The 25,020-nt window shown below is 56.3% G+C and carries 18 protein-coding genes; 13 read left to right on the top strand and 5 right to left on the bottom strand.

From position 1 onward, the window contains the following. Nucleotides 1-196 precede the first annotated feature (196 nt). Complete coding sequence (locus PUV47_RS18935; RefSeq protein ID WP_274220171.1) at nucleotides 197-328, bottom strand: hypothetical protein; 132 nt, start codon at nucleotides 326-328, stop codon at nucleotides 197-199. Here PUV47_RS18935 and PUV47_RS18930 point away from each other — a divergent pair. Then, complete coding sequence (locus PUV47_RS18930; RefSeq protein ID WP_274220170.1) at nucleotides 327-584, top strand: MafI family immunity protein; 258 nt, start codon at nucleotides 327-329, stop codon at nucleotides 582-584. The two genes, PUV47_RS18935 and PUV47_RS18930, sit on opposite strands and share 2 nt — an antisense overlap. 24 nt (nucleotides 585-608) lie before the next feature. On the opposite strand, the gene PUV47_RS18925 is transcribed toward PUV47_RS18930, so the two are convergent. Next, nucleotides 609-1,094: an autotransporter domain-containing protein gene (locus PUV47_RS18925; protein WP_274220169.1), complete on the bottom strand. Its 486-nt coding sequence runs from the start codon at nucleotides 1,092-1,094 to the stop codon at nucleotides 609-611. Nucleotides 1,095-1,342: 248 nt separating this feature from the next. Between PUV47_RS18925 and PUV47_RS18920 the strand changes: the two genes are divergently transcribed. From PUV47_RS18920 to PUV47_RS18885, 8 genes are all read left to right on the top strand, one after another. Continuing rightward, the gene (locus PUV47_RS18920) at nucleotides 1,343-2,560 is read left to right on the top strand and encodes an MFS transporter (RefSeq protein ID WP_274220168.1); all 1,218 of its coding nucleotides are present in this window, start codon (nucleotides 1,343-1,345) and stop codon (nucleotides 2,558-2,560) included. Next, nucleotides 2,557-3,897 (top strand): lysine N(6)-hydroxylase/L-ornithine N(5)-oxygenase family protein, encoded by a 1,341-nt coding sequence (locus tag PUV47_RS18915; RefSeq protein WP_274220167.1) that lies wholly within the window; start codon nucleotides 2,557-2,559, stop codon nucleotides 3,895-3,897. Before PUV47_RS18920 ends, PUV47_RS18915 begins: the two co-directional genes overlap by 4 nt. 41 nt (nucleotides 3,898-3,938) lie before the next feature. Further along, nucleotides 3,939-5,768, top strand: coding sequence for an IucA/IucC family protein (locus tag PUV47_RS18910; protein WP_274220166.1), 1,830 nt, complete (start codon nucleotides 3,939-3,941; stop codon nucleotides 5,766-5,768). Continuing rightward, the gene (locus PUV47_RS18905) at nucleotides 5,768-6,838 is read left to right on the top strand and encodes a GNAT family N-acetyltransferase (protein WP_274220165.1); all 1,071 of its coding nucleotides are present in this window, start codon (nucleotides 5,768-5,770) and stop codon (nucleotides 6,836-6,838) included. The genes PUV47_RS18910 and PUV47_RS18905 overlap by 1 nt, the downstream gene beginning before the upstream one ends. Then, on the top strand, nucleotides 6,835-8,652 hold the full coding sequence (locus tag PUV47_RS18900) for an IucA/IucC family protein (RefSeq protein WP_274220164.1): 1,818 nt from the start codon (nucleotides 6,835-6,837) through the stop codon (nucleotides 8,650-8,652). Before PUV47_RS18905 ends, PUV47_RS18900 begins: the two co-directional genes overlap by 4 nt. Before the next feature lie 154 nt (nucleotides 8,653-8,806). Continuing rightward, on the top strand, nucleotides 8,807-11,005 hold the full coding sequence (locus tag PUV47_RS18895; protein ID WP_274220163.1) for a TonB-dependent receptor: 2,199 nt from the start codon (nucleotides 8,807-8,809) through the stop codon (nucleotides 11,003-11,005). 64 nt (nucleotides 11,006-11,069) lie between these two features. Then, nucleotides 11,070-12,434 (top strand): MFS transporter, encoded by a 1,365-nt coding sequence (locus PUV47_RS18890; protein WP_274220162.1) that lies wholly within the window; start codon nucleotides 11,070-11,072, stop codon nucleotides 12,432-12,434. 103 nt (nucleotides 12,435-12,537) lie between these two features. After that, nucleotides 12,538-13,605 (top strand): siderophore-interacting protein, encoded by a 1,068-nt coding sequence (locus tag PUV47_RS18885; protein WP_274220161.1) that lies wholly within the window; start codon nucleotides 12,538-12,540, stop codon nucleotides 13,603-13,605. Between the two features lie 373 nt (nucleotides 13,606-13,978). Here the strand turns inward: PUV47_RS18885 and PUV47_RS18880 are convergent, their stop codons facing one another. Further along, nucleotides 13,979-14,260, bottom strand: coding sequence for a hypothetical protein (locus PUV47_RS18880; RefSeq protein WP_274220160.1), 282 nt, complete (start codon nucleotides 14,258-14,260; stop codon nucleotides 13,979-13,981). A 423-nt stretch (nucleotides 14,261-14,683) separates the two neighbouring features. On the opposite strand from PUV47_RS18880, the gene PUV47_RS18875 reads away from it, so the two are divergent. After that, nucleotides 14,684-15,280 (top strand): helix-turn-helix domain-containing protein, encoded by a 597-nt coding sequence (locus PUV47_RS18875; protein ID WP_274220159.1) that lies wholly within the window; start codon nucleotides 14,684-14,686, stop codon nucleotides 15,278-15,280. Further along, nucleotides 15,273-16,508, top strand: a complete 1,236-nt coding sequence (locus tag PUV47_RS18870; protein ID WP_274220158.1) for a type II toxin-antitoxin system HipA family toxin — start codon at nucleotides 15,273-15,275, stop codon at nucleotides 16,506-16,508. Before PUV47_RS18875 ends, PUV47_RS18870 begins: the two co-directional genes overlap by 8 nt. Nucleotides 16,509-16,858: 350 nt before the next feature. Here the strand turns inward: PUV47_RS18870 and PUV47_RS18865 are convergent, their stop codons facing one another. Together PUV47_RS18865 and PUV47_RS18860 are read right to left on the bottom strand one after the other, a co-directional pair. Next, a complete protein-coding gene (locus tag PUV47_RS18865) occupies nucleotides 16,859-19,036 on the bottom strand; it encodes an inverse autotransporter beta domain-containing protein (protein ID WP_274220157.1) in 2,178 nt (725 codons plus the stop codon). A 342-nt stretch (nucleotides 19,037-19,378) separates the two neighbouring features. Continuing rightward, nucleotides 19,379-21,517, bottom strand: a complete 2,139-nt coding sequence (locus PUV47_RS18860; protein WP_274220156.1) for a hypothetical protein — start codon at nucleotides 21,515-21,517, stop codon at nucleotides 19,379-19,381. An 845-nt stretch (nucleotides 21,518-22,362) separates the two neighbouring features. On the opposite strand from PUV47_RS18860, the gene PUV47_RS18855 reads away from it, so the two are divergent. Both PUV47_RS18855 and PUV47_RS18850 read left to right on the top strand, forming a co-directional pair. Further along, nucleotides 22,363-23,745 carry a basic amino acid/polyamine antiporter gene (locus tag PUV47_RS18855; RefSeq protein WP_413697843.1) on the top strand — a complete coding sequence of 461 codons (1,383 nt, stop codon included), beginning with the start codon at nucleotides 22,363-22,365 and terminating at the stop codon, nucleotides 23,743-23,745. A 22-nt stretch (nucleotides 23,746-23,767) separates the two neighbouring features. Continuing rightward, nucleotides 23,768-25,012, top strand: a complete 1,245-nt coding sequence (locus PUV47_RS18850) for an arginine deiminase (RefSeq protein ID WP_274220154.1) — start codon at nucleotides 23,768-23,770, stop codon at nucleotides 25,010-25,012. Nucleotides 25,013-25,020 lie beyond the last annotated feature (8 nt).

Here is a 25,020-nt window from a genome sequence, read left to right as displayed (position 1 = left end):
AAGTGCACAACGCACGCAGCACATACTGCATGGAGACGCCACAGGCGGTGGTCATTTGTGGCCAGGTGGTTCGGGTAAAACACCTTTCCCACAAAGTGGGGATGCAAATAAGATTATGAGTACAACCACAGATCTTGCAACAAATCCCAACCTTTTGTGGAAGCCACAAACTGGCAGCGGTGGACTTTACACAAAATCAGGTAAACCTGCTCGTTTCGTTGTTACAGACGCCAATGGAGATTTGCCAGTCGTTGACGGTGTACCAGTTCGTGTAATCATCGAACCCGCTGGTGAAGGTATAATCATAGCGTATCCAGAGTATTGACATGGAAAACGAAATTCAAAGAACAATTATATCGCTAATTCAGAGATTTAGAGGTCGGTTGGCTGATGAGTTGCTGGACGATTACCAATCGACTGCTGAACACGGCGAATGGGGTGTGGCATTCGAAAATCTGTGTGAACAGTTATTTGAATTTGATGTTTTTCCAAGCGAGCAAGAGTTTCAGAATATCTGCGAACTAGGTGAAAGTATGAAGATCGATCCGCAGAAATGGTGTTTTCTTGCGCCCCCAAAGAGCTGAACATGTTTGGCCTATCGCGCTATGTCATCGGTTTGATCGTTGTTTCGTTGTTCGCTGCATGTGGCGTGCTGGCCATGGCATTGATGCAAAGCGCATCAAGCCAAGCTGAATTTTGCCGGTAGAAGACACCGTCATAGCTGATGACACTGATGTTTGCTTTGGGGCAAGGTCAAAATCCTCGTCGAAACCGGTGTCAACGCGCAGGCTGACGCTGTTGGTCAGTTGGTGCGCCACCTCAACGCCCAAGCCGCCGTAAAGCTCCGTCAGGTCCAGCGCGTCATAGTGGGCCGACGTATCCAGCTCCATGCTTTCGTCATAGGCCCCGCGATGGTGATGGGCCAGCCCCAACGACGCGTGGGGACTGATCGTCAGCCTGTCGAGGGCTTGTTTCGCAATCTTGCGCAGAGTGGACGGGAAGGTGCCATGGCACCGGCAAAACAACAGCTGAGTCGCAAGCCAATCCGTGTCTGATGCCGGCAACCATGAACAAAGACAGGCTCCAAACAGCAATCTCCTCGAATTCCAATAGGAAAATCCTCCTCGAGGGCTGCCGTTTCTGCCGCTTCCATAGGGAGGTTACGCCTCAAACGGTCACTCTTTTTCCGCAACCGCCCAAACGTGCACGTTCGGGCCTCTGCGGCCAAATGACGAAACAATCTGCTCCCGTTGGCAAATTCACTCTTGCAAACAAAATTTAACTTGAGTACTAGACTCATGTTTTGCAAGATTTTGAAAACGCGAGGGTTATTCTGTTTCCCATGGCTCCGATCTTCTGGGTGACCAGCGCCAGCGCCTATCATCAGGCTGTTTTGATCGCCATTGTGCCGGTCTTGTGCGAGGTGTTTCAAACGGACATCGGCACAATCGGTGTTCTGGTCGGGGGCGGACTGGCCCTGTCTGCTGCAGCTGTCTGGGTGTGGGGCAAAATCGCCCACCGGTTCGGGCTTTTGGTTTCCTTGAAAGCAGCCATTGTGGGCAGCGCAGTCGCAGTCACCGGGCTCAGCCTTAGTGCGGCGGCGACCCTTGCGGGCCTGCTGCCAGCGGCTTCGGGATTGGCTGCCTTTTTCGCAGCGCGGCTCCTCTACAGCGCGAGCGCACCGGCGATGTTGCCTTTGGGTCAGGCTCTGGCGCACCGGTCAAGCCGGACCGCCGCAGACCTGCTCAAGGATATTGGCAGGCTGAATGGCTTCATCGGGGTTGGGCGTGTCGCCGGCAATCTCTCTCTTCCATCTGTTGTAGCAATTGGAGGGGCCCCGCTCTGGCTCTTGAGTGGCCCGCTGCCCCTCTATCTTTGCGCCTTGTGGAAACTGCGCGGCGCGCGGGAGGACGGACAGCGCCCGGAACCTGAAGCAGCACCGGTGCCCCGCCATCGCACGGACCTTCCCAAGCTTGCCACTGCGCTTGGAATTCAGATCACGACGGGCCTCTCCTATATCCTTCTCGGGCCCCTGATCCAAAGCGTCCTGCAGGTTGGCGCGCAGCAGAGCGCCGCCTTGACCGGTCTTTGCCTTGCGCTTGCTCTTGTTGCTGGCACGCTTGCCCAGCTTGGCGTGAAGCAGCTCGTTGGCCGGCATCTTCTTGCCGGGCAGCTGATAGCGGCCCTTTTGGGCACCGGCGCTTTGGCCTGGCTTGGTTTTGGTGAAACATTTGCCAGCGTTCTCGGCGCAACCATCCTCCTGGCAATGGCAACGGCGGTTGTCACCAGCGTCAACACCACACGCGCCCTCTGCGCCGCCCCAAGAGCGGACGGGGCCCGCGCGGCGACCCGCGTTTCCAGTGTGCAATTTGCTGGCCTTGCCCTCGGGTCCGTTGCCGGTGGCTATCTCGGAACCTGGGACATATCGGCAGCCTTTTGGCTGGCCTCCGTGTGCTTTTTTCTGGCGGGTCTCATTGTTCCGCTCTGCGGTTCCCATGAGCCACGGCCCGATCTGCAACATCCGAAACCAATTGCCCAATCAGATGGAGTTTCCACATGACCACGATCTTGCCCATGCGCGCAGAGGCGCAGCATCCTCTGGACCTCGTGGGTGTCGGGATTGGTCCCTTCAATTTGAGCCTTGCTGCCCTATTGGACGCAGCAAGGACAGTGCGCGCAAGATTTTTTGACAAGAAATCTGCTTTCGCCTGGCATCCCGGGCTGCTGTTTCCAGACTCAATCCTGCAAACGTCGTTCCTGAAGGATCTCGTCACACCGGTTCAGCCGACAAGCCCCCATTCGTTCTTGGCCTATCTTGTTGAAAAGAAACGGTTCTATGACTTTATGGCCGGACGTTTCGACGGCGTGTCCCGGGTGGAGTTCAATGATTACATGGCGTGGGTGGCAGCAAGGCTCCCGTCTCTCACCTGGGGCCAGGGAGTGGCGGCGGCTCGCTTGCGGGGAACGGCTCTGGAACTGGAGCTTGATGGCGGCGATACGGTTTTGTGCCGCAACCTGGTGATTGGCACGGGCATGCGCCCTGTGGTGCCGGATTGGGCGGCAGCGCAGCTTGGCAGCGTCTGTTTTATGGCCGGAAACTATCTGACCGAAAAGCCATCCGTTGCCGGAAAACGTGTCGTTGTCGTGGGGGGAGGACAGACCGGAGCCGAAATCACGCTTGATCTGATGAAGCGGAGCGACGGGCCTGCGGGAATCTCCTGGATCAGTCTCTTGCCGCGGTTTTCGCCGCTAGAGGAGGGCGGGTTTGTCGATCAGGTGTTCACGCCCGATTATGTGCAAGGCTACCGGACGCTGCCGCAAGCCGGTCAAAGCCAAGAGGTCGCCTCACAAAAGCTGGCAAGTGACGGGCTGACGCCGCAAACGGTCGACGCGATTTATAGTGAGATTTACCGCCAACGGCACTTGTGCGGGGGGGCAGGAAAGACGGTCAGGCTGCTTCCAGGGCGCGAAGTCTTTGATGTGCGGCAGCAGAACGAGGGCAGCACCGTCTTGACGCGCGCCAAGGTCAACGGCGTGGTCGAGGCGTTTTCCGCTGATGTTGTCATTCTGGCCACCGGCTCAAAGCCGTGCCTGCCGGACTTCATGAGCGAACTGCGTGGTCGTCTTGATCTTGATGACACGGGTCTGCCGAAGCTTGATGAAAACTACAAGATGGCTTGGGACGGACCGCCTTCTATCGGGCTTTACGGCATGAACCTGGGCCTAAAGTCCCACGGCATTGCCGACCCGCAAATGAGCCTGATGGCCTGGCGCAGCGCCACCATCGCGAATGCCGTAGCTGGTGAGGAAATGTTCGATCTGTCCTCATCAGGCGGTCTCGTCGAATGGCCGGTCAGCCCGCAACCGGCTGAAACGAAATCCGCAGTCAGCGCTTAGCAAACAACAGGCAGCGATCCAGAAATCGCGCTGGAGACGAGATGATGAATGTAACTCCCGAAATGGCGTTGCAAGACCGGGTTTTGTTGCCCTCTTTTGGGCAATCTCCTGATCTTCAAGCAGATCTTGCGACCCTCACGGCATTTTTGAACGCCCTCCTGCGGGAATGGGATGGCTGGGGTCTTCTTTCCGAGGATGAGGCCGCAGCCCTTGGCCTGGCAGGGCCATATGTGAGCCTGCCGTTGTCTACGGGCGACCGGGTGCTCGTTCCGTATCGGGACCGGACGGCTTTCCGCTTCCTGTTTGAATTGCCGGTGCACCTGGCACCTCTCACCGGGCCGCTTCAGCACCTGCCGGTGCCAGAAGCGATTGCCAAGCTTGTTTTTGATGAGAATGCGAGCCCCGGAGATTTGCATCTGCAACACTTGCTTTTGAGCCGGGTCCTGGACAGCCGCCGGGGCACGTTTGAGGCGCTCAGGGCAAATCGCCGCGCGCCCAAGGCAGCGGACCGCTGGACGTTTCAGGAGGCGGAGCAAGCCCTGCTCCTGGGGCATCCCACCCATCCCAATCCGCGCAGCAAGGACGAGATAAGCGCGGCGGACGCTGAGCGGTATGCACCGGAACTTGGCGGGCGGTTTCCCCTGTTCTGGTCGCTGGTCCATCGGGATCTTCTTGACCTGACATCCGGAACACAGGTTTCAGCCGCCACGATGTGCCGGGATCTCGCCGCAAGCGATGCGCAGCTTGACCACTGGATGGAAACAGAAGCAACCCGCCCGGATTTCGTGCCGCTGCCATCGCACCCCTGGCAGGCTGAACGATTGCTTGCCCGTCCCGAGGTTCTTGCTGCTATGCGGGACGGCACATTCCTGCCGTTTGGTCCCATGGGCCAAGCGTTTGCGGCAACCGGGTCCTTCCGCGGTGCCCATGCCTATCACGCCCCCTACATGCTGAAGTTCTCGCTGTCCTTGCGGCTGACCAATTCCAGACGGGTGCTGGCCCGCAAGGAGGTGGAGCGGGGCGTGCAGCTTGCACAGTTGCTGGAAGGTCCCTTTGGGGCGCGCCTCTGGGCAGAGTTTCCTTCTCTGCAAATCCTGAAAGAACCGGGCTACGCAGCCCTGAAAGACCCGTCAGGCGGTCCGATGGAAGACAGCTTTGTGGTTTTCCGGGACAACCCATTTGACGATGCGGGCGCCGCAGGCCCCATCATGCTCGCAAGCCTGTGCGAATTCCGGATGGACGGAACGTGTCCGCTTGCCGATCTGATTGTCCAATTCGCGGATGACCGGGGCGTATCGCGGGCGCGGGCAGCCGAGCTGTGGCTCGAACGGTTTTTGGGTGTGGCGATCATGCCGGTTCTGGAAATTCGTGCACGGCATGGCCTGTTGTTCGGGTCTCATCAGCAGAACATGATGATCGGCCTGGAAGATGGTTTGCCCGCCCGGCTGGTTCTGCGCGATTGTCAGGGCACCGGTCATCTCACGACCCATCACGAGCATCTCGCCCGTTTCATGCCCGACATTGGCGCACATGCCGAGAACATTGTCCCGCCGGACCTCGGCGACAGCCTGATGATCTACTACGTGATCGTGAACAACCTCATGAATGTGGTCAGCGCATTGGCACTGCATGGTCTTCTTGATGAGAAGGCCGCCTACCGGCAGATCCGTGCGGCATTTCTTGAGGCCCGTGCCCAGTCTTGCGGGGACACCACGCTCTATGACCGGCTGTTGAACGCTGAGCACCTGGTGAGCAAGGGCAACTACCGCACCAGCTTGAGCAATGTGAATGAGGCCTCCGGTGACGGTGACCGTCAGCTTGCAGCTTACTTCGATCTTCCCAATCCCATTTCTTCTGTGAAAGCCATTTGATGAACCATCACGCAACACCCAAAAGCCACCTGGATTGCCGGGTTCTGACCCCATGTCTTCGCAACTCAACCGGGTCCGCAGACCCCACCGTCAGCCGGGGACGCTGGCAAGACGACCGGCTGGATCTTTTTCTGGATGGTCAGCCCGCAGCTCAAGCTGTGTTCGGCGGCATCGAGAAGCCAGACCTCAGCCTGATCCACCACGGCGAAGTGGCTGGTTCCACCGCGCGTGCGCTGTTTCTGGCGGCCGTTGAGGCTGCCTTCGCAGACCACCCGGGCATCGATGAAATCCGTGTTGGCCGTGCCGGGGTGCCGGGTGATCCGAGAGACTTTGCGTTCTTGGGCGGCCAGTCCGGTTCGGATGGCGCAGCCTATGCAATCATGCGGTCCGGGTTCTATCAGTCGCCGTTGCTGTGGCTCGGGCATATGCCAGCAGGGCACGCCCAGGCCGGCCTCGTTGCAGGCCCCGATGGGCGGGATCACCCCTTGCGTCCACTGCACCCAACCGGCGTCGTTTATGAGCGCTACGATCCGGTTGCGGACATGACGGTGTCCTTCCGCGCGCTTGACATCGACCGGGACATTGACCGGTTCCACCGTTGGATGAACGATCCGCGGGTTGCCTATTATTGGGAGCTCGCCAATCCGAAGGAAGACCTGCGGGCCTATCTGGAAAAGCTGCAGGCGTCGCCGCATACATATCCGTTGATTGGCTGTTTCGATGGCGATGAAGCCGGGTATTTCGAGACCTATTGGGTCCGGGAAGACCGGTTGGGACCTTACTACGATTCCGCGCCCTATGATCGCGGATGGCACGGACTGATCGGCGAACGGCATCACTTGGGAAAGGTCAAGACCGGCGCGTGGCTGCGTTCGCTGGTGCATTATCTTTTCCTTGATTGCCCCATGACCGAAAACATCATGGGTGAGCCGCGCGTCGACAATGCCAAGTTGCTCACCTACGCGTCCTCTGTCGGTTACGAAAAACTCAAGGAATTCGACTTCCCGCACAAGCGTTCGGCCCTGATGTGTTGCCGCCGGGAGCGGTTCTTCTCGCAGGTGCGGCTATGAAACCAGAACACGTTGCAATGACCGCCAACAGAACGGCCAAGCTGAGCGCCTCTGCCCGCTTTGCGCCTTCGCCAGCAAACTGGGACACGGTGTGCCGGGATGCCTTGGCCAAAATGATCAGTGAACTGACATATGAAGAAGTCCTCGCGCCCATAGAGCTTGGGGGCGGTCAGTTCGTCTTGGAGTTTGCCGGAGCCGTGGAGTACCGGTTCCGCGCCAAGACCATGGCCTGGGGCAACCTCTGGGTTTTCCCGGAAACCATTTCGCGGACCCCTGCGCAAGAAGACTGTGTGTCGCCGCTGCAATTTACGATAGATGCGCGCGCGGAGCTCGGCATGCGGCCGGAAACGCTGGCAACCTTCTTGCGCGAGCTCTCCAACACTTTGGCTCAGGATCTGACCCTCGCCCAAAAACAGGCCGGTCTGACGCGCGACGCCCTCCTGGCCTTGCCGTCATATCGTCTTGATGCCCTGCTGGAGGGCCATCCCAAGGCTGTTGCCAACAAAGGCCGGTTAGGGTGGGGCGCCGAAGATGTGTCGGCCTATGCTCCAGAAGCGGGCAAGCCTTTCGAGCCGGTCTGGCTCGCCGCCAGAAGGGACGGGTGTGTCATCGGATCTGAGAAAGGCGATGACGAAACCTCCTTTCTTGCCCGCACGCTAGGCCCGGAAACATACGGCAGGCTCATGGCCTGCATGGAGAACACGGGCTGCACACTGAAAACGCATTGCCTGATCCCGGCCCATCCCTGGCAGTGGGAGAACGTTCTCCGGCAGGCCTATATTTCAGATTTGGCAAAAGGGGATCTGGTCTGCCTCGGAGCGTTTGGCGGACACTATGTGGCCGGACCAAGCCTCAGGACCTTGACGAGTATCGACCGGCCGGGCAGTCCGGACCTGAAGCTCTCCTTGAGCATTCTCAACACGTCCGCCTGGCGGGGTATTCCGGGCAAATACATTCCGCACGGCCCGGCTTTGTCGGACTGGCTTGAGGCCATCGTGTGCGGCGATGAACTGACCCGGGAAACCGTAACAATCCTGCGGGAGCGGGCCGGGATATGGTATCGCCACCCGCTTTACGATCAGATCCCGGACGCGCCCTATCAGCATCATGAAACCCTCGGCGCGATCTGGAGGGACAATCCGGCCGCGCGGATAAAGCCAGGCCAGAAAGCTCACCTTTACGCGAGCTTGCTGCACAAGGATCCGGAAGGGCGGCCGCTTGCTGCTGGCCATGCGGACAAAGCGGGGCTTTCGTTTGAGGAGTGGCTGGAACAGCTGTTCGACGTCACGGTGCGTCCGCTCTATCATCTCCTTTGCAAATATGGTGTCGCCTTTATCGCGCATGGGCAGAACCTGACCGTTGTGTTGGAGGATCATGTCCCCGTTGGGGTGGCCCTCAAGGATCTGCAGGGCGACGTCTTTCTGGTAGATCAGGTATTTCCAGAGCAAGCGGGCCTTGACGAAAGCCTCAGACAGGTCGTTTCCCACAAACCACCGAGCCATATCATCCATAACCTCCAGACCGGTCATTTCGTAACGGTTTTGAGGTTCTTGTCGGCTCGGCTTGCGATGAGCGGCATACTTGATGAACGCCGTTTCTATGAAATCCTGAAATCCTGTCTGGCTCGCTACATGGACCACAATCCGGATCTGCGAAGCAGATTTGCCATGTTCGACTTGATGCAGCCAACCGTGCCGCGCCTGTGCATCAACAAGGTTCGCTTCGAGGTTGGATACGCAGACAATCCGGACAGGCCAAGCCCCGGTCTCGGGACGGATCTGATCAACCCGCTGCATGACCCTAAGCAGTTGTAACAATAATGCAAAGCTCGTCACGCTTGTTGAAATTACCTATCTGATAACTTGAATCTAAAACTCAAGTATGTTGAGGTGCGCGCTCCGAACGGGGGATTGGGGCCTGTGCCGTTATGCCTGAACTTTGTGTTTTTATATGAGAATGGAGCTTAAAGTGGCTGCAAGAAGCATCTGGTTGTCGTTGATGGTGGGCATTGCAGTGCTGCCCGCACACGCACAGGAAATTGAGCCCACCGAAGGGGCGCAGGCCGATGACGGCAGCTATCTGCTGGACACAATTCTGGTGACGGCGAACCGCAAGAGCAGCGACATTGCAGGCGTTGCCCAATCCGTCATCGTGATAGACGACCAGCAAATTGAGGAGGTCCGCAACGGCTCGAACGACCTGACCGATGTGATTACCTCCTTGGTCCCCGGCTTTCAGCCATCGAACCAAACTATTTCTGGTGGCTCCGAAACCTTCCGCGGACGCAGTGTTCTGATCATGGTGGACGGCGTGCCGCGCAATACCCCGCTGCGCAACAACAGCCGGATTTTGTCACTCATTGACATTGATACGATTGAGCGTATCGAGGTCGTCAATGGGGCCTCCAGCCTTTATGGCGCCGACGCGACAGGCGGGACGATCAACATCATCACCAAGCGCGGGGTGAGCGACAAACCCGAGGTTTCTCTGCGCACTGAACTGAGCGCCTTTACCGAAAACCCGGGCAGCTCCCTGTCACCAAGTGCAAATGTCAGCATTCAGGGCCGAAAAGAAAGGTTTGACTACTTCGTCAGCGCCTCCGGGCAACTCACGCAGAAGACCTATGACGGCAACGGGGATGAAATGCCGTCTGACGCATTGCTGGGTCAGGGCGGGGGCGACCGTGCAAAACAGTTCAACCTGTTCGGCGGCTTTGGTTTTGAAGACGGGACCCGTCGGATTGATGTCACGGCAGACTGGACCTATTTCCGGCAAGATCCGGACCATCTGACCGATTATTCAACAAGCCCCGTTTCGCCGGATTTCACGACTGATTACGACGGCAAACCAGTGGAAGAAAACTCCCAGTACTTCAGCGCAGTGTTCAGCGAGTCTGCGTTTCCCTTGGGCGAGCTGGAACTCAGAACGTTTTACAATCACATCGAGAAAACATCGCCGTTTCAGCAGTACGACCCGCTTGCAAACAACACGGTCTATGTCACCAACGGGTCGGCGGACTTTAACCAGTCCAAGCTTGTTTCTGATCGTGCGGGTGTAAGCACGACCGTTCATTCCACATTAGACCAGCTCTTTGAAGGTGCCGCCCTGACCTGGGGAGCAGAGTATGTCTTCGACCATACGACACAGGCGTTTGTCGATGGGGCGGAGGCGATTGCACCGATGACGCAAAACCAGCTTGCGGCGTTTGCGCAACTTGAAGTGCCCGTCCACGACCGCGTCCGGCTCCAGGGTGGGGTGCGTTTTGATCAGTTCTTCCTGAACGTCGATGACTTTACACGGCCGACCTACTTTTCGTCCGCCTACAGCAGTCTGGGCTATGTGGGCATTATTCCAGCGGTCGATGTAACGGGCGGCTCTTTCACTTATAACTCGCCGACATTCAATGCTGGAGTTGTTGTCGACGTGACAGACGACATGCAGGCTTTCGCCAATTTCTCCCAAGGGTATTCACTCACAGATATTGGCGCCTACACGCGGCGTGCCGGTACAAACACCACAGCTGAAGCCTTGGGCGTCATTCTTGGCGGGGTGACCTCCTTGGATTACAGCGACATCGCCCCCGATCCTCAAATCGTGAACAACTATGAGATCGGGCTGCGCGGTGACTGGGGACGGTTCCGCGGCATGGCGTCGGGCTATATCTCGACCTCCGAGAACGGGACTGTCTTCGATCCGGTCGCGAACCAAGTGTCGCAGCAGGAAGAAATGATCTGGGGTGCCGAGGTCACAGCCGAGGTTGATGTGTCGGATACCCTGACAGTTGGTGGCGTGTTTGCCTATACCGACGGTCTTTATGACGGCGATGGTACCGGTGACCTAAACTCACGTATCGCCTTCAGCCGCGTTCCCAATACCTACAAGGGGAACCTTTACGGCACCTTATCCTTGCCTCACGACTTTGTCGCTCGCGGTGAAATCGAGTACCTGTCCGGGCGCAAAGCCACCTCCGACAGCGCCGAGCTCAAGGGAGCAACCCTTGTCAACCTTGGCCTAACCCGGGACTTCGGTAAAGCCGGTGCCTTCGCGCTGTCGGTTCGCAACGTTTTTGACACCGGCTACAACAATCCAACCGCATCCGCCGTGCGCGGCTATGACGTTGCGGGTCAGGGCCGGACCGTCGTACTCACCCACAAAATCCGTTTCTGATCCTGTCATTCCAGCCGCCAAGGCACACCTCATGTGCTTTGGCGCGCTCCTTCCGGACCGATCCATGACCGCAAACCGTCTGAACTGTGCAAGCGACACATCTGCACCGAGTAGCGCACCGGCAGCCGCGCCTTCTGGGCTCAGTCAGATCAAACTGTTCGCAACCTTGTCAGGCCTTTATCTGGCGCAAGGCATTCCGACCTATTTGATCGCAGCAGCGCTGCCACCGGTCCTGCGCGAACATGGGGTGTCGCGAAGTTCGATCGGTTTGTTATCGCTCTTGATGCTGCCGCTGGTTTTGAAGTTTCTCTGGGCGCCGTTGATCGACCGTTTCCGGTTCCTGCCCATTGGCCATCGCCGGGGCTGGATCGTGCCCATGCAGCTGGTGACAGCAACCGCAATCGCCTGCATGGCGCTCATCGAGCCAACCAATGTTGTGGGCCTGTTTGCCATCTGCACGGTCCTCGCCATCGCCATGTCGACCCAGGATATTGCGACCGACGGATATGCGACCCGAACGCTCTCCGAGCAAAACCGCGGCGTTGGCAATGCCTGCCAAGGCGGCGCGGTGGCCTTTGGCGTCGTAATCGGCGGAACTGGGTCTTTGGTTTTATTCGAGACGGTGGGCTGGACGGCAACGCTTTTGACTGTGGCGGCGATTAGTTTGCTTCCGCTTTTAGTCACCTTGTGGATGCGGGAACCAGAACAGCAGCCGCCGCAGGTGGCTAGCCCCTGTGGGGGCCGCGCATTGCCCAACAGGCCCTCACTGCGCGCTTTTTTCATGCGGCGGGAGGCCGTCCGGATCCTGATCGTGGCGCTTGTCTTCCGGGCAAGCGAGGGCCTCGTCAAAGCCATGGAAGGGCCGTATCTCGTGGATGCGGGATTGCCGCTTTCGTGGATCGGCTATCTGTCCGGAGCCTCTGCAGCCACCGCGGGCATCATTGGCTCGATCCTTGCCATCGCGCTGATCAAGTGGCAGGGCACGGAGAAAGCTCTGTTGACACTGGGCGCGCTTCGCACTGTCTGTTTTGCGTTGTTCGCGCTTCATGCAATCGGCTGGGTGGACGGCTATCTTCCGGTCATGTCGGCCGCCGGGTTCCAGACCTTTATTCGCTACATGGAAATCGTGGTCCTGTACTCGCTGTTCATGTCTGTGGCCTCCAAGAACCAGCCCGGCACCGACTTCACCATTCTGGCCTGTGCCCAGCTGATTGTCTATTTGCTCGGGTCCAGTCTTTCCGGACTGATTGCCGATGCTGCCGGGTATGACCTCTTGTTTGTCATTGCAACCGCCCTGTCTGCCTTGGCGGTGCTCCTGACGGCAAGGGTCTTCACCATGTCGATTGGCCAGCCGGGCAACCCCGAAATGCCGGAAGCTTTGCAGTCCGCAACAAAAACGCAAAGAGGCAACCATGACCGCGGTCTTTGAGGCAGGGCTCCGGACTTTTGGTGCCGTTTTGCAGCCGGTCTTGTGCCTGGTCCCGGCCTTCCCGCGTCTTTGGCAAGACCCCGCTAGTTGGAGAGTGATTTAGATGTTTACCGCTTCGTCTTCGGTTCCTCTCGAAAATGCGCGCGGCGTGTTTGAAGCGCTTCTGTCGCATATGCGCGGCCATGACGTGGTCTTGGACCAGACATCGGATCAGGCCTTTACCATCCATACGGGTGACAACCGCATAGATATCGCCTGGCAGAACCGCAACCTCGATATTCAGATCACAGCGGTTTCCAGCAGCAACCTCCATCTCCTGAAAGAGGCTGCGGTCCGGCACCTGGCCGCGCTTGATGCGCCTGCGGCTGAGGCACTGCGCTGGTTGGGAGCGGCAGGGGCCTCAGTGCCGCTTGCGTCCCGGCCGGAGAACTTTCTCATTGCCGAATTTGTCAGCCGGACGGAGGTGATGGACGGCCTGGTCCGTCTTCGGCTGAAATGCACCGACCGTTTCGATCAGCTCTGTCAGGGCGGTATTCATGTCAAGCTGATGGTGCCGAAAACCGTCGGCCGAGCCCCGGTCTGGCCGTCCCTTGCGCCAAACGGCATGACCACATGGCCGAAGGGCGACGATGCCTTGATCGTCCGATACTATACGATCCGGCGGACCATTCCAGAATTCCAACAGATTGAGATTGATGTGGTGCGCCATTCGGGCGGGGCGGTGTCCGATTGGGCGCAAACGGCATCGCCGGGTGACCGGATCGGCCTGATAGGCCCGGGTGGTGGTGAAACGCCTCCCGAAGGGGCCCGTGTCATGTTGATCGGGGACCAGACCGCCCTTCCAGCGCTTTACCGTATGCTTGAAGACTTGCCCCCACGGGTGATTGGTCATGTCATTGCTGCCGCGGGCAGCCCTGCTGAACTGGCGGGCTATCTGCCGAAGAGCGCACTGGCGATCCATTCAATTCCGCCAAAATCGTTTGCAGACGAGGTGGAAGGACTGGCGCGGCAACTCGGCGCGGTGGCCGCGCCGGACTTTGCCTGGTTTGCTGGTGAATACCGCAGTGCGCTGGCGTTTCGAAAGCTATTCAAACAGACCTTCGGCCTCTCCAAGGGCAGCAAATACGCCTTCACCTATTGGCGCCAAGGACAAAAACTGGACGCCAGATAACCGGCCTGCTGTACGCCTTAAAGATGTGTTGGCCCACTCCCGCATCATGGGCGAACACCTTTGTGCCACCAATCCCAGGGCGGCTGCTTCCGCGCAAAAATCGACCGGGCAGGGCAGCGCATCCTCTACCCAGCCTTCGATCACCGGAAGAGCCGAACCAAAAGAATGACTGGCCCCAGCCACTGTCGTCTTGCCTTGCAAAAGCTCGACAACAAGCGCTGATTTGTATGGGGAATGAGTGCGAGAGGGAGGAAATCACCAGCACTGTTGAAAGTACAATGGACATAGAAATTGGGTTTTAATTTCATTTTGCCGAGATCGTAAACAGGCGTTCATCGATCGCCGGGCCTTTTTCATAGGTATAGACCAGCCTTTAGGTATCGCTCTCAATTGTCTTGTTGCTTGCACCGTTGAATGCAAGGAGGACGTCCTCCACGGCTTCAGGAGCATATCGCGTGGCGAGTGCTGAGAGCCACGCCCGCGCCATTTCAGCATCTGTGTGGACACCGTATCCGACATCCCGTGTCCAATCGTTCCACATAACCCTGACGTTCTTGACGGCGCCACTGCCGTCTTCATTGATGAACACTTTGACAACTTCAGCACCGGGCCAGATACAGCCCCACAAATCCGGAAATCCTGGAGTTTTTGTCACACCCTCTTTGGGGCATTTGATAAGATCACCAACTGCAGAAGCTTCTTTCTCAAAGCTTTCAAATGACAATGGCGCGGCACCGCTCGGAGCTGTTCTCACTTCGGCGGCGGCTGGGTTCAGCAACTAGAAAAACGCGACCCAATGCATTGCCACCTTGAATGATGTCCCTGTTTTAAATGAGCTCGTATTTTTCATTGAGAACCCTCCACGCTAAAATGATGGAGTATTCGCTTTAAGGTGGCAATCACTCTTTTTCTTCCCGTGATATGACCCAATCCCTACATCTTGCAGCGCATATTTGATGCACGATTAGACATCATATTTTCGCTTTGATGCTTTTTAAAACATCACTTTGAGAAAACAGTGGTTCTGTGATATCGTAAAAAACATCAAAGTTAAGATACGATGCAGAAATAAACATCGATGAGCTATGAAACCCGAGAGATCGCGGATCGCTTACGCGAAGCCAGAGAAGCCAAACAGCTCAGCCAACGCGAGTTGAGCCGGTTGGCTGGCGTTCCCCAAGCGCAGATTTCGCGCATCGAGTCCAACAGCGTTGATCTGCGCCTGTCGAGCCTCGTCGCGCTCGCCAGCGCATTGGATTTGGAGATCGCCTTGGTCCCGCGCAAGGCGGTGCCTGCGGTCAAATCGATCACACGTCAAACGACGGATCGCACTGTGATCCAACCGCCTGCAATCGGCAAGGAAATGCAACAGCTGCAAAAGGCGATCCGCGCCCTTCAGATTGAGGCCCCGACCTTGCCGGAACTGGATGAGCTGCGCAAAGCTGCGGCATCACTCCAGCGTCTCCAGATAGACACGCGGTATTTGAGCCATCTGCGCTCGCTGCGGCACACCATTGAACGCGCCAGAAGCACAGAGCAGTGGAGGGGCATCTTTGAGGCAGCCAACAGCATGAGGGCGCTCCGCAACCAGATCGCCCATTTCGAACCGGCGAGCGAACAACGCAATGCCAACCGTCCAGCCTACTCATTAGATGAGGAGGATGACGATGCCTGATGTATCCGTTTTGAGTGTGCGCCTCTATGGGGAAGAAATCGGCACGATCACCCATGTGGGAGCCGAAAAGACGCTTTTTGCGCTCAACGATGCCTATGTCGAAAACCATGAAAGGCCGACCCTCGGCCTCCAGTTCAAGGATGAGTTCGGCGACCTGATCACGGATTTTCGGCCATACAAGATCAAGCTGATGCCTTTCTTCTCGAACCTCCTGCCGGAAGGACATCTGCGCCGATACCTGGCTGAGAAGGCCGGCATTCATATCGACCGCGAGTTCTTCCTGTTGTGGGTGCTCGGGCAAGACCTGCCTGGCGCGATCACCGTCGTCCCAGCGGACGGCGAACAATGGCCGGACGTAGCGCACAACGTCCTGGAAGGCGAAGCGGCAAGGGAAGCAGCCGAAGACGCCATGCGGTTTTCATTGGCGGGTGTTCAGCTCAAATTTTCGGCAGTGCAAAGTGCTCGCGGCGGCCTGACCATTCCGGCGAGCGGCGTCGGCGGCAACCGGATCGTCAAGCTCCCCTCTCGCGAGTTTGCCAACGTTCCGGAAAACGAGTTCTCGATGATGAGCCTCGCCAGAATGGTCGGGATCAACGTGCCAGCAATCGAGCTGATCGATGTGCAATCGATCGGCAACCTGCCGGACGCTATTGAGAAGATCGGGCAACAGGCCTTCGTCATCGAACGCTTCGATCGCAATGAGGATGGCAGCGCCACCCATATCGAGGATTTCGCGCAGGTCTTTAACGTCTACCCTGAAGACAAGTACAAAAGAGCCAGCTACCGCAAACTGGTATCGGTGATCGCCTCGGAATCCGATCAAGATGATGTGGCCGAATTCATCCGCCGCCTGACGTTCAATGTCCTGATCGGTAATGGCGACATGCACCTGAAAAACTGGTCGCTCATTTACCCTGATCGCCGCAACGCGCGCCTCGCTCCAGCCTATGATTTCGTCTCCACGATCCCCTATATCGCGAATGACAAGTCTGCGCTGACGTTCAGCCGGACGAAGGAGTTCACCGGATTCACAGCGGACGAGCTGGCGCATCTATCGGCAAAGGCCAAACTGCCACGCAAGCTCGTGCTCGACACCGCCGAGGAAACCGTCGCGCTCTTCATGGAGCGATGGGAGAGCGAAAAGGCCAACCTCCCCATGCATAAAAATGTTGTCGAGACCATCGACAAGCATCTCCCGACTTTGCCAATTGTCACTGGCAAAGAGTGAAAGGACGCGGCCTAAGTCGCCGCCTCCATGTCACGGTGATTGGAAGCCAGAGACACCAGCCAGTTACTGGCTTCAGTGCCAAATACAGCAGAGATCGCGGAAAAGGCGCGTTCTCCAGCCTGGCCAGTCCGCTCGAACGCAGCGTGTGTTTTCGACGCTTGATCGTCACCTCAGCCACTAGGCGCGACAACGGGGGACAGTATCGGCAGGGAGGCAAGCAAGGCGGGAGCGCGGTTCCGGTCAAGCACATCGGCGGAATGAACGACCATGCCAACCATGAGAGATGGTTCTTTTGGTTTTACTTAAGGGCAATGCAAGATGGAGCCCGGGCCGTCCCGGGCTCATTGTTTTTACTGCGCACAAAGCTGATTGAACGCCTCGCGTGTCGCCATCATTTCAGGGGTGATGAGCTTGCCGTTCACTCGAAGTTCGTTTCCTGGTTCTTGCGTCAGGAAGTCTTCTCCCGAAAAGGCCATGGTTTGACAGAGCGTGGGGGTGTTTCTGATCGTGAGATCCCCGCTGATATTCTTCATCTGGCCCATGGCATGATAGATCCCGGTCGTGCCGGTCCCATCAATGACAACATTCTCCAAAGAGACGTTGGACATGCCCTCCCACATGTTCAGGAACATGCCGTTCTGCCCGATATTGGTAATGGTTACGTCTTTGAGCGCAAGGTCATCGATGCCTTGAATATACAAGCCATGACCTTCGGCGCCATCAATGCTGATGTTTTCAAAACTGTAGTTCTTGTTGGCGCTCGCGCGTGTTGCCTCATCAACTTCCGGGTCCCCCGTGTAATCAGTAATGTTGATGCCACTGGACCAGCCATATTCCGGGTTCGGAAGGTGCTTGGTGGATGCGTTGCGCACTGTGATGTTGCCGGAAACGACAAACGCCATCGCATCCTGCCCGAGAGTTTCAATGGCGACATTTTCAATCACTGCGTTCTGCACATTGTGGAACACGAAACCCTCATTCTGCGTGGAAGTGATTGAAAGACCATCTATGTTGGCGTTTCTGACCTTGTGGAACAGTGTGCCCATGGCCACTCGGTTCATATCTACCTGCGCGACATTCACATCGGTGACGTTGTAAAGCCGCAGACCAACGCCATTTTCCTTGCCATTGGGGTTGCTGTTCTGGAACTTGGAGTCATCGTCATAAGCAACTTCCCGCATGGCAATGTGCGAGATGGAAACCTCATCGCTGTTCATCACGTTGATGGCAGAGCCCGAGATATCATGGATGTGCAGGTTCGATATATGCACGTTGTCTGCGCCGTCGGCGAACACAGCGTGTCGTCCGCCCGTGATTTCAAAACCGCTCAAGCTGGTGTCGCTGGCCATGTGAACCATGTTTTGATCGTCATTCAAACCATGAAGCTGCAAAGCGCCCCCAAAAGACGCTGTGCGCTGGGTTTGTGGATGGATGACATTAAAACCCGATCCGACGGATTGGCCTGTTCGCAGTGAAATCGGGGAGGTCAAATCGATGCCGCCTGCAGGCCCCTGAACGAAAATGATGTCTCCGGTTTCTGCGCCTTCTATGCCAGCGCGCAAGGTGGTCTCGTCGCTGGCCGCAACAACCTTGACTTCTGACAGCTCGCGGCCCGTTGCGGCATCTACGCCAACTGATGTGCGTCCATAAGCACCAACGCTTGAAACGATATCAACGTCTCGTTGAATCGTATCGGTCATGCGCTGCTCAAGCGGGCTGAGTGTACCTGCCGGTTGGGCTGTTCCGTAAAGAGGCAGGCGCAGTTTGGCACCAAAGAATGTCTGGCTACCGCGTGGACTGTCGTGTTGATATTCCGCATTGATCGAGAGGCGGCTGCCAGGCGTTACAAGGTCAGCCAAAGTGTATTCAGCACGAAAGCGCGGACCGGAAATGGCGTCAACGCCGGTGTCGTCAAAATGGTAGCCGCCCGCGTAAAGGCGCAGGGCATCGGTTCCGTCCTCGGTAAGACTGGTCCATGGAACTTTCACGCCTATTTCGGCATCAAATCCCTGAAGGGCGCGTTCCTGCCCCTCTGTAAACAGTATACTTGATCCGGAAAGGGCAACCGTATCGCCTGCAGCACTGCTGTATTCGGTTGTGCCAATGGGTAGATACACATTTCCGCGCAGCTCAAAGGCCTCAGTTAGGACTTCAGCTCCGAGCGTGATTTGTTGAAATCGGTGCCCATACTCTGAGTTGCGAAGATCGTAAAAACCGTAGCCGCCGATGATGAATTGACCATTGAACAGTTTTCGCAGGCCTGCACCGACGTTGATTTCTTCAGAGCTATTGTTATCGAACCGACCTCTCACGTCACCAAACAACAGCGTTGTTTCGTTTTGGAAGAGCGGCACGAACACCGTCGTCTCGCCAATATTCCGGCTATTGCTGAATTTGCCGCCGACTTCCAGATGGGGATGCCATTTATGAGCATCGCCTGCCAGTGCCGTGCTGGCCAGCAGGCTCAGGGAGATGGCGAGGGAGGATGGTACGAGGAAATGAGCTTTTGAAAAATCTCTGAGTTGCATGGTTGGCTTTCGATTACGCATGACGTCGCCAGCGCGCCTTCCGTTGACGCGGGCGATAAAGGACGCGACCGCCTGGGATCGGGGCCTCGGGTGATCTGGGAGGGAGCTGCCTGATGCGTGGAAAAACACGTATTGGGTGGCGGTGCTTTCGCTTACCGCTAAGATTAACTTGAGTCAATAATTCATAATTATATTAAACAGTCTGGATACCCGGAAAAGCCGGTTGATTTGATGTCCAGATGAGGGCATGGCACAAAAAACCCGGCTCCTTTCGGAACCGGGTTGAACCGTTGCAACGCGCGACTAGCCCCACGTGGTTGGGGCGGGCAGGGTGGCCGCCGTTTAAAACTCCATGTTGAGGCGCACGGAGTAGGCAAAGTCCACATTGTTCTTGCCGCTCTCTTGATAGTGGGGCGTGAACATACGCGCCGACAGGTCCAGCGACCCCGCCTGCGTCACCGCATAGCTTAGTCCCGTCTCCAGATAACCGCGCAAGGCGTTGCGATCCCCGGAGAAGTCGATATCGACCGTTTCGAACCCCGGCAAGGTGGTGGTGCCTGTCAAGGTGTGGTCGTCCGACGCCAAGTCCACGTCGAAACCTGTGTCAATGCGCAGGCGGACGCTGTCGGTCAGTTGGTGCGCCACCTCAACGCCCAAACCGCCGTAAAATTCCGTCAGGTCCAGCGCGTCATAGTGGGCTGACGTATCCAGCTCCATGCTTTCGTCATAGGCCCCGCGATGGTGATGGGCCAGACCCAACGACGCGTGGGGACTGATCGTCAACCTGTCGAGGGCTTGATAGGTCAGGCGGGTGTCCAACCCCACATAAACAGAGTTGAAAGACGCATCTGCTTTGGTGGCCTGCACATTTGCATAGCCATCACCCCGCGAAATGGTGCCATCAAGCGCCGAATAGGCACCGGAGGCACGCACGTCCCACGTCCAGTTTTCCCCCATGGCCGGGCGATAGCTGGCAAAGGCGGCCAGGCTGTAGCCAAGATCAGCGGAAACCGTGTCGCCAATGCCGCCCCGGCTGGATACTCCAACCGCACCACCAAAGCCGAACCGCTCTGACAAGCGCATGCTGGCAGAAGCCATGAAGCTGTTTGACCGCGAGCCATCATCCAGAAGACCGTAGGTGCCGATGCCGATCTGCCGTTTGCCAGCTTGCGCGGGCAGGGCACCGCTGCGCGCCATCCATCTGGTCACCTCGGCCATGCGGTTGGTGGCAAGCCCCATATCGGTGGCCACGTCCTGCATGGAAGCAGCCACGTTGTAGGTGTCTTGCAAGGAATTGCGATAGATGAACGGCCGGATGGATGCATCGATTTCCCCGGAGCTGTCGGGACCAAAACCATTGTCCGTATCCGACAAACCCACAATTGTCTTGCCATCCTCGCTGATGCTGGTGGCATAGCTGGTGCCGCTGTTATCAGCCTTCAGCGTGCCCAGATTGGTTGCCACACCGTAGTTCCAAACGGTTGCCTTGAAGGCCCCGTCATCCGCCTGTGCGGCGCCAACAATGTGCTGTCCATCAGCGCTCACCGCCCGGGCAAGAGACTGGCCGCTCTGGTCGGCCCGCAGCGTGCCCAGATCCGTAATGCCGGTGCCATCCCAACGCACGGCGCGCAGCTCGTTGCTGTCATTGGACGCAAGGCCGACAATGACGGTGCCGTCTGAATTGACCGCCTGAGCAGAACTTTCCGCGCCAGCGCCCGCAGACAGGTTGTCCAGCGCCGACATGGTGCCCGCACTCCAAACAAAAGCTTGCGATCCGGCCAACGTGTAGGGTTGCCACTCATAAGGAAACAGCGTTGGCGCCATGGACGACAGCTGAGAGATGTCCGGCGCGCTATCGCCAACAACCGTGAGACCATCGCTGCTGATCGCCCGGCCATAACTTGAAGCAAGCGGTGAGCCAGAGGAGAACAGACCGCCGATATCGATCATCTGACCCTGGTCCGCCAGATCATTGGTGGACCAGTAAACGGCCGTGTACCCTTCCCCTGAATTGAACTGCATGGACCCGGTCAGGGCCATGTCATCGGCACTCACCTGACCGATGATCAAATCTTCTGCTGAAGTGGACAGACTATCGTATTCTGTAAGTGTCCATGTTGAGCTGCTATTCGGATCTACCCGGCTGAGACGCGTCGGCCTTCCTAACAAGGATGACCACGAAGAGTTCCCCGTATTGCCAATGATCAGATTCTTGTTACTGTAAGCTTCCGTGAAGAAAATCTGGATCCGAAAAGGCAAGAGCCCGGAAGCCCAAGAGGGCTCCTCTGCGAACACCCAGTCATCAATCGGATCAGCATTGGAAAACACCAGCAATCGGGTGCCGGATCGATTGACCTGAGGCAACACCGGCGCATCGATCCGAATTCCGATATGAGAACTATCAAACCATGGGTGATCCACCTGTTCGATAGCGGTCGCCGGGCTCAAGACAGCCATGCTGATGGCAGTTGTCGTCAACAAAAAGTGCTTCTTAAAAAAACCTGTACTCACCTGACACCTGTAACACTAGTGTTTTTAGTCACTATAAAATTGAGTTAGGTTGAATACACGCTTTACGGGAAAAAGCAAAGATTGCTAAACTTTTACGAATGCGAATTTCCTTGGGTTCAGCACCTACCATGCACCGGCTAGAAAAGCTGCCGATGTTCTCGCAACTTTTGCCGTAGACACTTGAAGCGGCACTCTTTTTTCCGAAGAAAAGGGGATCTAGTCTCACTATCTTGCAGGGAATTAAGGATCCGGCGCGGATGGGGTGCAGGACAGGGGCACATCATGCTCCTCCACTGATCGCGGGCTGGCTGACACCTGGTTCTCAGCAAGTTCACTGTCTCCAGAAGCTCATCGACTCCAGCATCGGGAGGGGCAAATGTATGACAGAACTTCACTGCGACGGGATATGAGCCAGAATAAGCGGGAAATGCTCTAGAAAGATATATCCTTCTACATGGCTTGCCAGCGCTTTACAGCAAAAACCTCAACTCCATCCGTTCGCCGCACCTATTTACCTGACGCCGGGCATCGTATTAAAACGGGCGGCGGCAAGTAACCCTTTCCTAGAAATTTGCGCTTGATTTCATTTTAACATGAGATTACCTTAAGTCACCAAATCCTATTCAAAGTATTAATGGGGTATAAAACTAATTTCACTAGTATAATACAAGGTCCCTGAAATACATCGCAAACTCAGCAACTCTCCGGTTGATCTAAAGTAAAAATAAAAAAGAACTGTCGTCAAAAGACAGGAGTGAACAGTGCAGCCAGAACATCAACAAGCAAGTAAGATTTCACTTTTCGCGCTGACTGCAATGGTCATTGGCTCCATGGTAGGTGCCGGAATATTCAATCTTCCTGGGCGCTTCGGCATGGCGACAGGTCCATTTGGCGCAATCATTGCCTGGTTGATTGCAGGTACGGGTATGTACATGCTCGCACGAGTCTTCCAATTTCTAGCGGAGCGTAAACCGGAGATTGACGCCGGGGTCTTTGCCTACGCGAAAGCGGGTTTTGGGGACTACATGGGCTTCCTCTCAGCCTTTGGCTATTGGTTGGGATCATGCCTTGGGAATGTATTCTATTGGGTTTTGATCGGCTCAACGCTTGGCAAGTTTTTTCCGATGTTTGGAGAGGGCAATACACTCATCTCCATTTTGGTTTCACTCGCCGGGGTCTGGCTGTTTCATACCTTAATCCTGCGCGGTGTGGAGCAGGCCGCTGCCGTCAACTTCATTGTGACTATCGCCAAGATTGTGCCTATCCTGGTCGCCATCATTGCCATGATAATTGCCTTCAACTTTGACACTTTCCGGGAGAACTTTTGGGGTGGTGTTGGAATGCCCGAAAAACCCCTGATCTTTCAGGTGCGCGACACCATGTTGATTACCGTGTTCGTTTTTATAGGCATTGAAGGAGCAAGTGTTTATTCACGCTTTGCCAAGAAGCGCTCCGATGTTGGCACTGCGACCATTCTGGGGTTCGTTGCTGTAACCGGGTTGATGGTGGCGATCACCCTGCTGCCTTATGCGATTGAGCCGCGCGCCGAGATAGCGGCCCTTCGTCAGCCCTCACTAGCCGGGGCGCTTGAAGCAGCAGCCGGTCCATGGGGACGTTGGTTCATTTCCATTGGCGTACTCGTCTCGGTGCTGGGAGCCTACTTAGCCTGGTGTCTCATCTGCGCAGAAGTCATGTTTGCTGCAGCCAAGTCTGGAGACATGCCACGTATCTTTGCTAATGAAAACGCCAATAAGGTGCCTGCCGCAGCCTTGTGGGCAACCAACATCGTGATCTCAGCATTCATAATCTCCACCTATTGGTCAGCAGATGCCTTCAATTTCATGCTCAACATGACAAGCGTCACCACCTTGTTACCCTATCTCCTTGTGGCAGGCTTTGGCGCGTTGTTGGTAAGGGATGACGCACTATATGCAGGCACACCCAAAGCCCGCCGTTCCGATATGATCGTCAGCTGGATTGCTATCCTGTATGTGGTCTTCATGTTTATCGCCGCAGGTCTGAAATACGTGATCCTCGTAACCGTGTTGTTCGCACCTGGAACGCTTCTTTATGTTTGGTCTCGTCGCGAGAACAATGCATCTCTCTTTAACAAGCGGGAAACAATGATATTTGCCGCTATTGCCATTGGAGCCATCCTGGGCATGGCCGGGCTGATAACTGGCCGAATAACACCATAAAACAAAAAAGCAGGAGGGTCAGATGACCGCACAGGCCGCATTTGGAGTCCATTCCGAAGTTGGTAAACTGAATAAAGTAATGGTGTGTTCGCCGGGTAAGGCGCACGAACGGCTTACCCCATCCAACTGCGACAACCTTTTGTTTGATGATGTAATCTGGGTTGATGTTGCAAAAAGAGATCATCTTGATTTCCAGCAGAAACTGCGTGACCGAGGAGTCGACGTGGTGGAAATGCACGACCTGTTAACTCAAACACTTGCAATTCCGGAGGCCAAGGATTGGATCCTGAACACCCGCGTAACGGAATATGAGGTTGGCATTGGGCTTGTTGAGGATGTGCGCAGCTATTTGGAGGAGCTAAATGATCGGACTCTGGCCGAGATCCTGATCGGCGGCTTGTCGGTTGAAGAATTCCCCCAAAATCTGTCTGGGCAGTTTATGGATTTGATCCGGCACAGCGGTGATTTAACTCAATACCTGATCTCCCCACTTCCAAACACACTCTACACACGAGACACAACTTGTTGGATATATGGTGGGTGTAGCGTCAATCCGCTCTACTGGCCACCACGAAAGGACGAGACGCTCCTTACTACGGCAATCTATCGTTTTCATCCAGACTTCCGTGACAAGACGAATATCTGGTGGGGAGATCCGCAAAAGAACTTCGGATTGGCTACTGTCGAAGGAGGGGATGTGATGCCTGCGGGAAACCGTACCCTCCTCATAGGAATGTCAGAACGCACGTCTCGACAAGGGATCGGGCTGCTAGCGAAATCTTTGTTCGAGCAGGATGTCGTTGATGTTGTGCTTGTGGCAGCCATGCCGAAGCTGCGTGCTGCAATGCATCTCGATACCGTGTTCACCTTCGCAGATCGCGATTGCGTCCTTTTGTATCCAGATATCGTTAACACAATTACGCCCTACTCCATTCGCCCGAAGGAAAACGGCGAACTTGATGTCAGAAGAGAAAACACAGACTGGGTGGGCGCGGTTTCAAAAGCACTCGGTGTCAAGAAAATGCGGGTCGTAGAAACTGGTGGCAATGCGTACGTTCGAGAGCGAACACAGTGGGATTCTGGCGCAAACCTCGTTTGTGTTTCACCCGGAGTCGTTTTTGCTTACGATCGCAATACCTACACGAATACGTTGCTCCGCAAACAAGGTATTGAAGTGATCACTATCTCTGGTTCCGAGCTTGGGCGCGGGCGGGGCGGCGGGCATTGCATGACCTGTCCGATCAGTCGCGACCCTGTCGATTTTTGAGCTTCGCG

Source organism: Pseudovibrio exalbescens, assembly GCF_028737195.1.
Taxonomy (GTDB): domain Bacteria; phylum Pseudomonadota; class Alphaproteobacteria; order Rhizobiales; family Stappiaceae; genus Pseudovibrio; species Pseudovibrio zosterae.
Note: the sequence above shows the minus strand (reverse complement) of the source record. Positions and strands in the feature narration are given on the sequence as shown.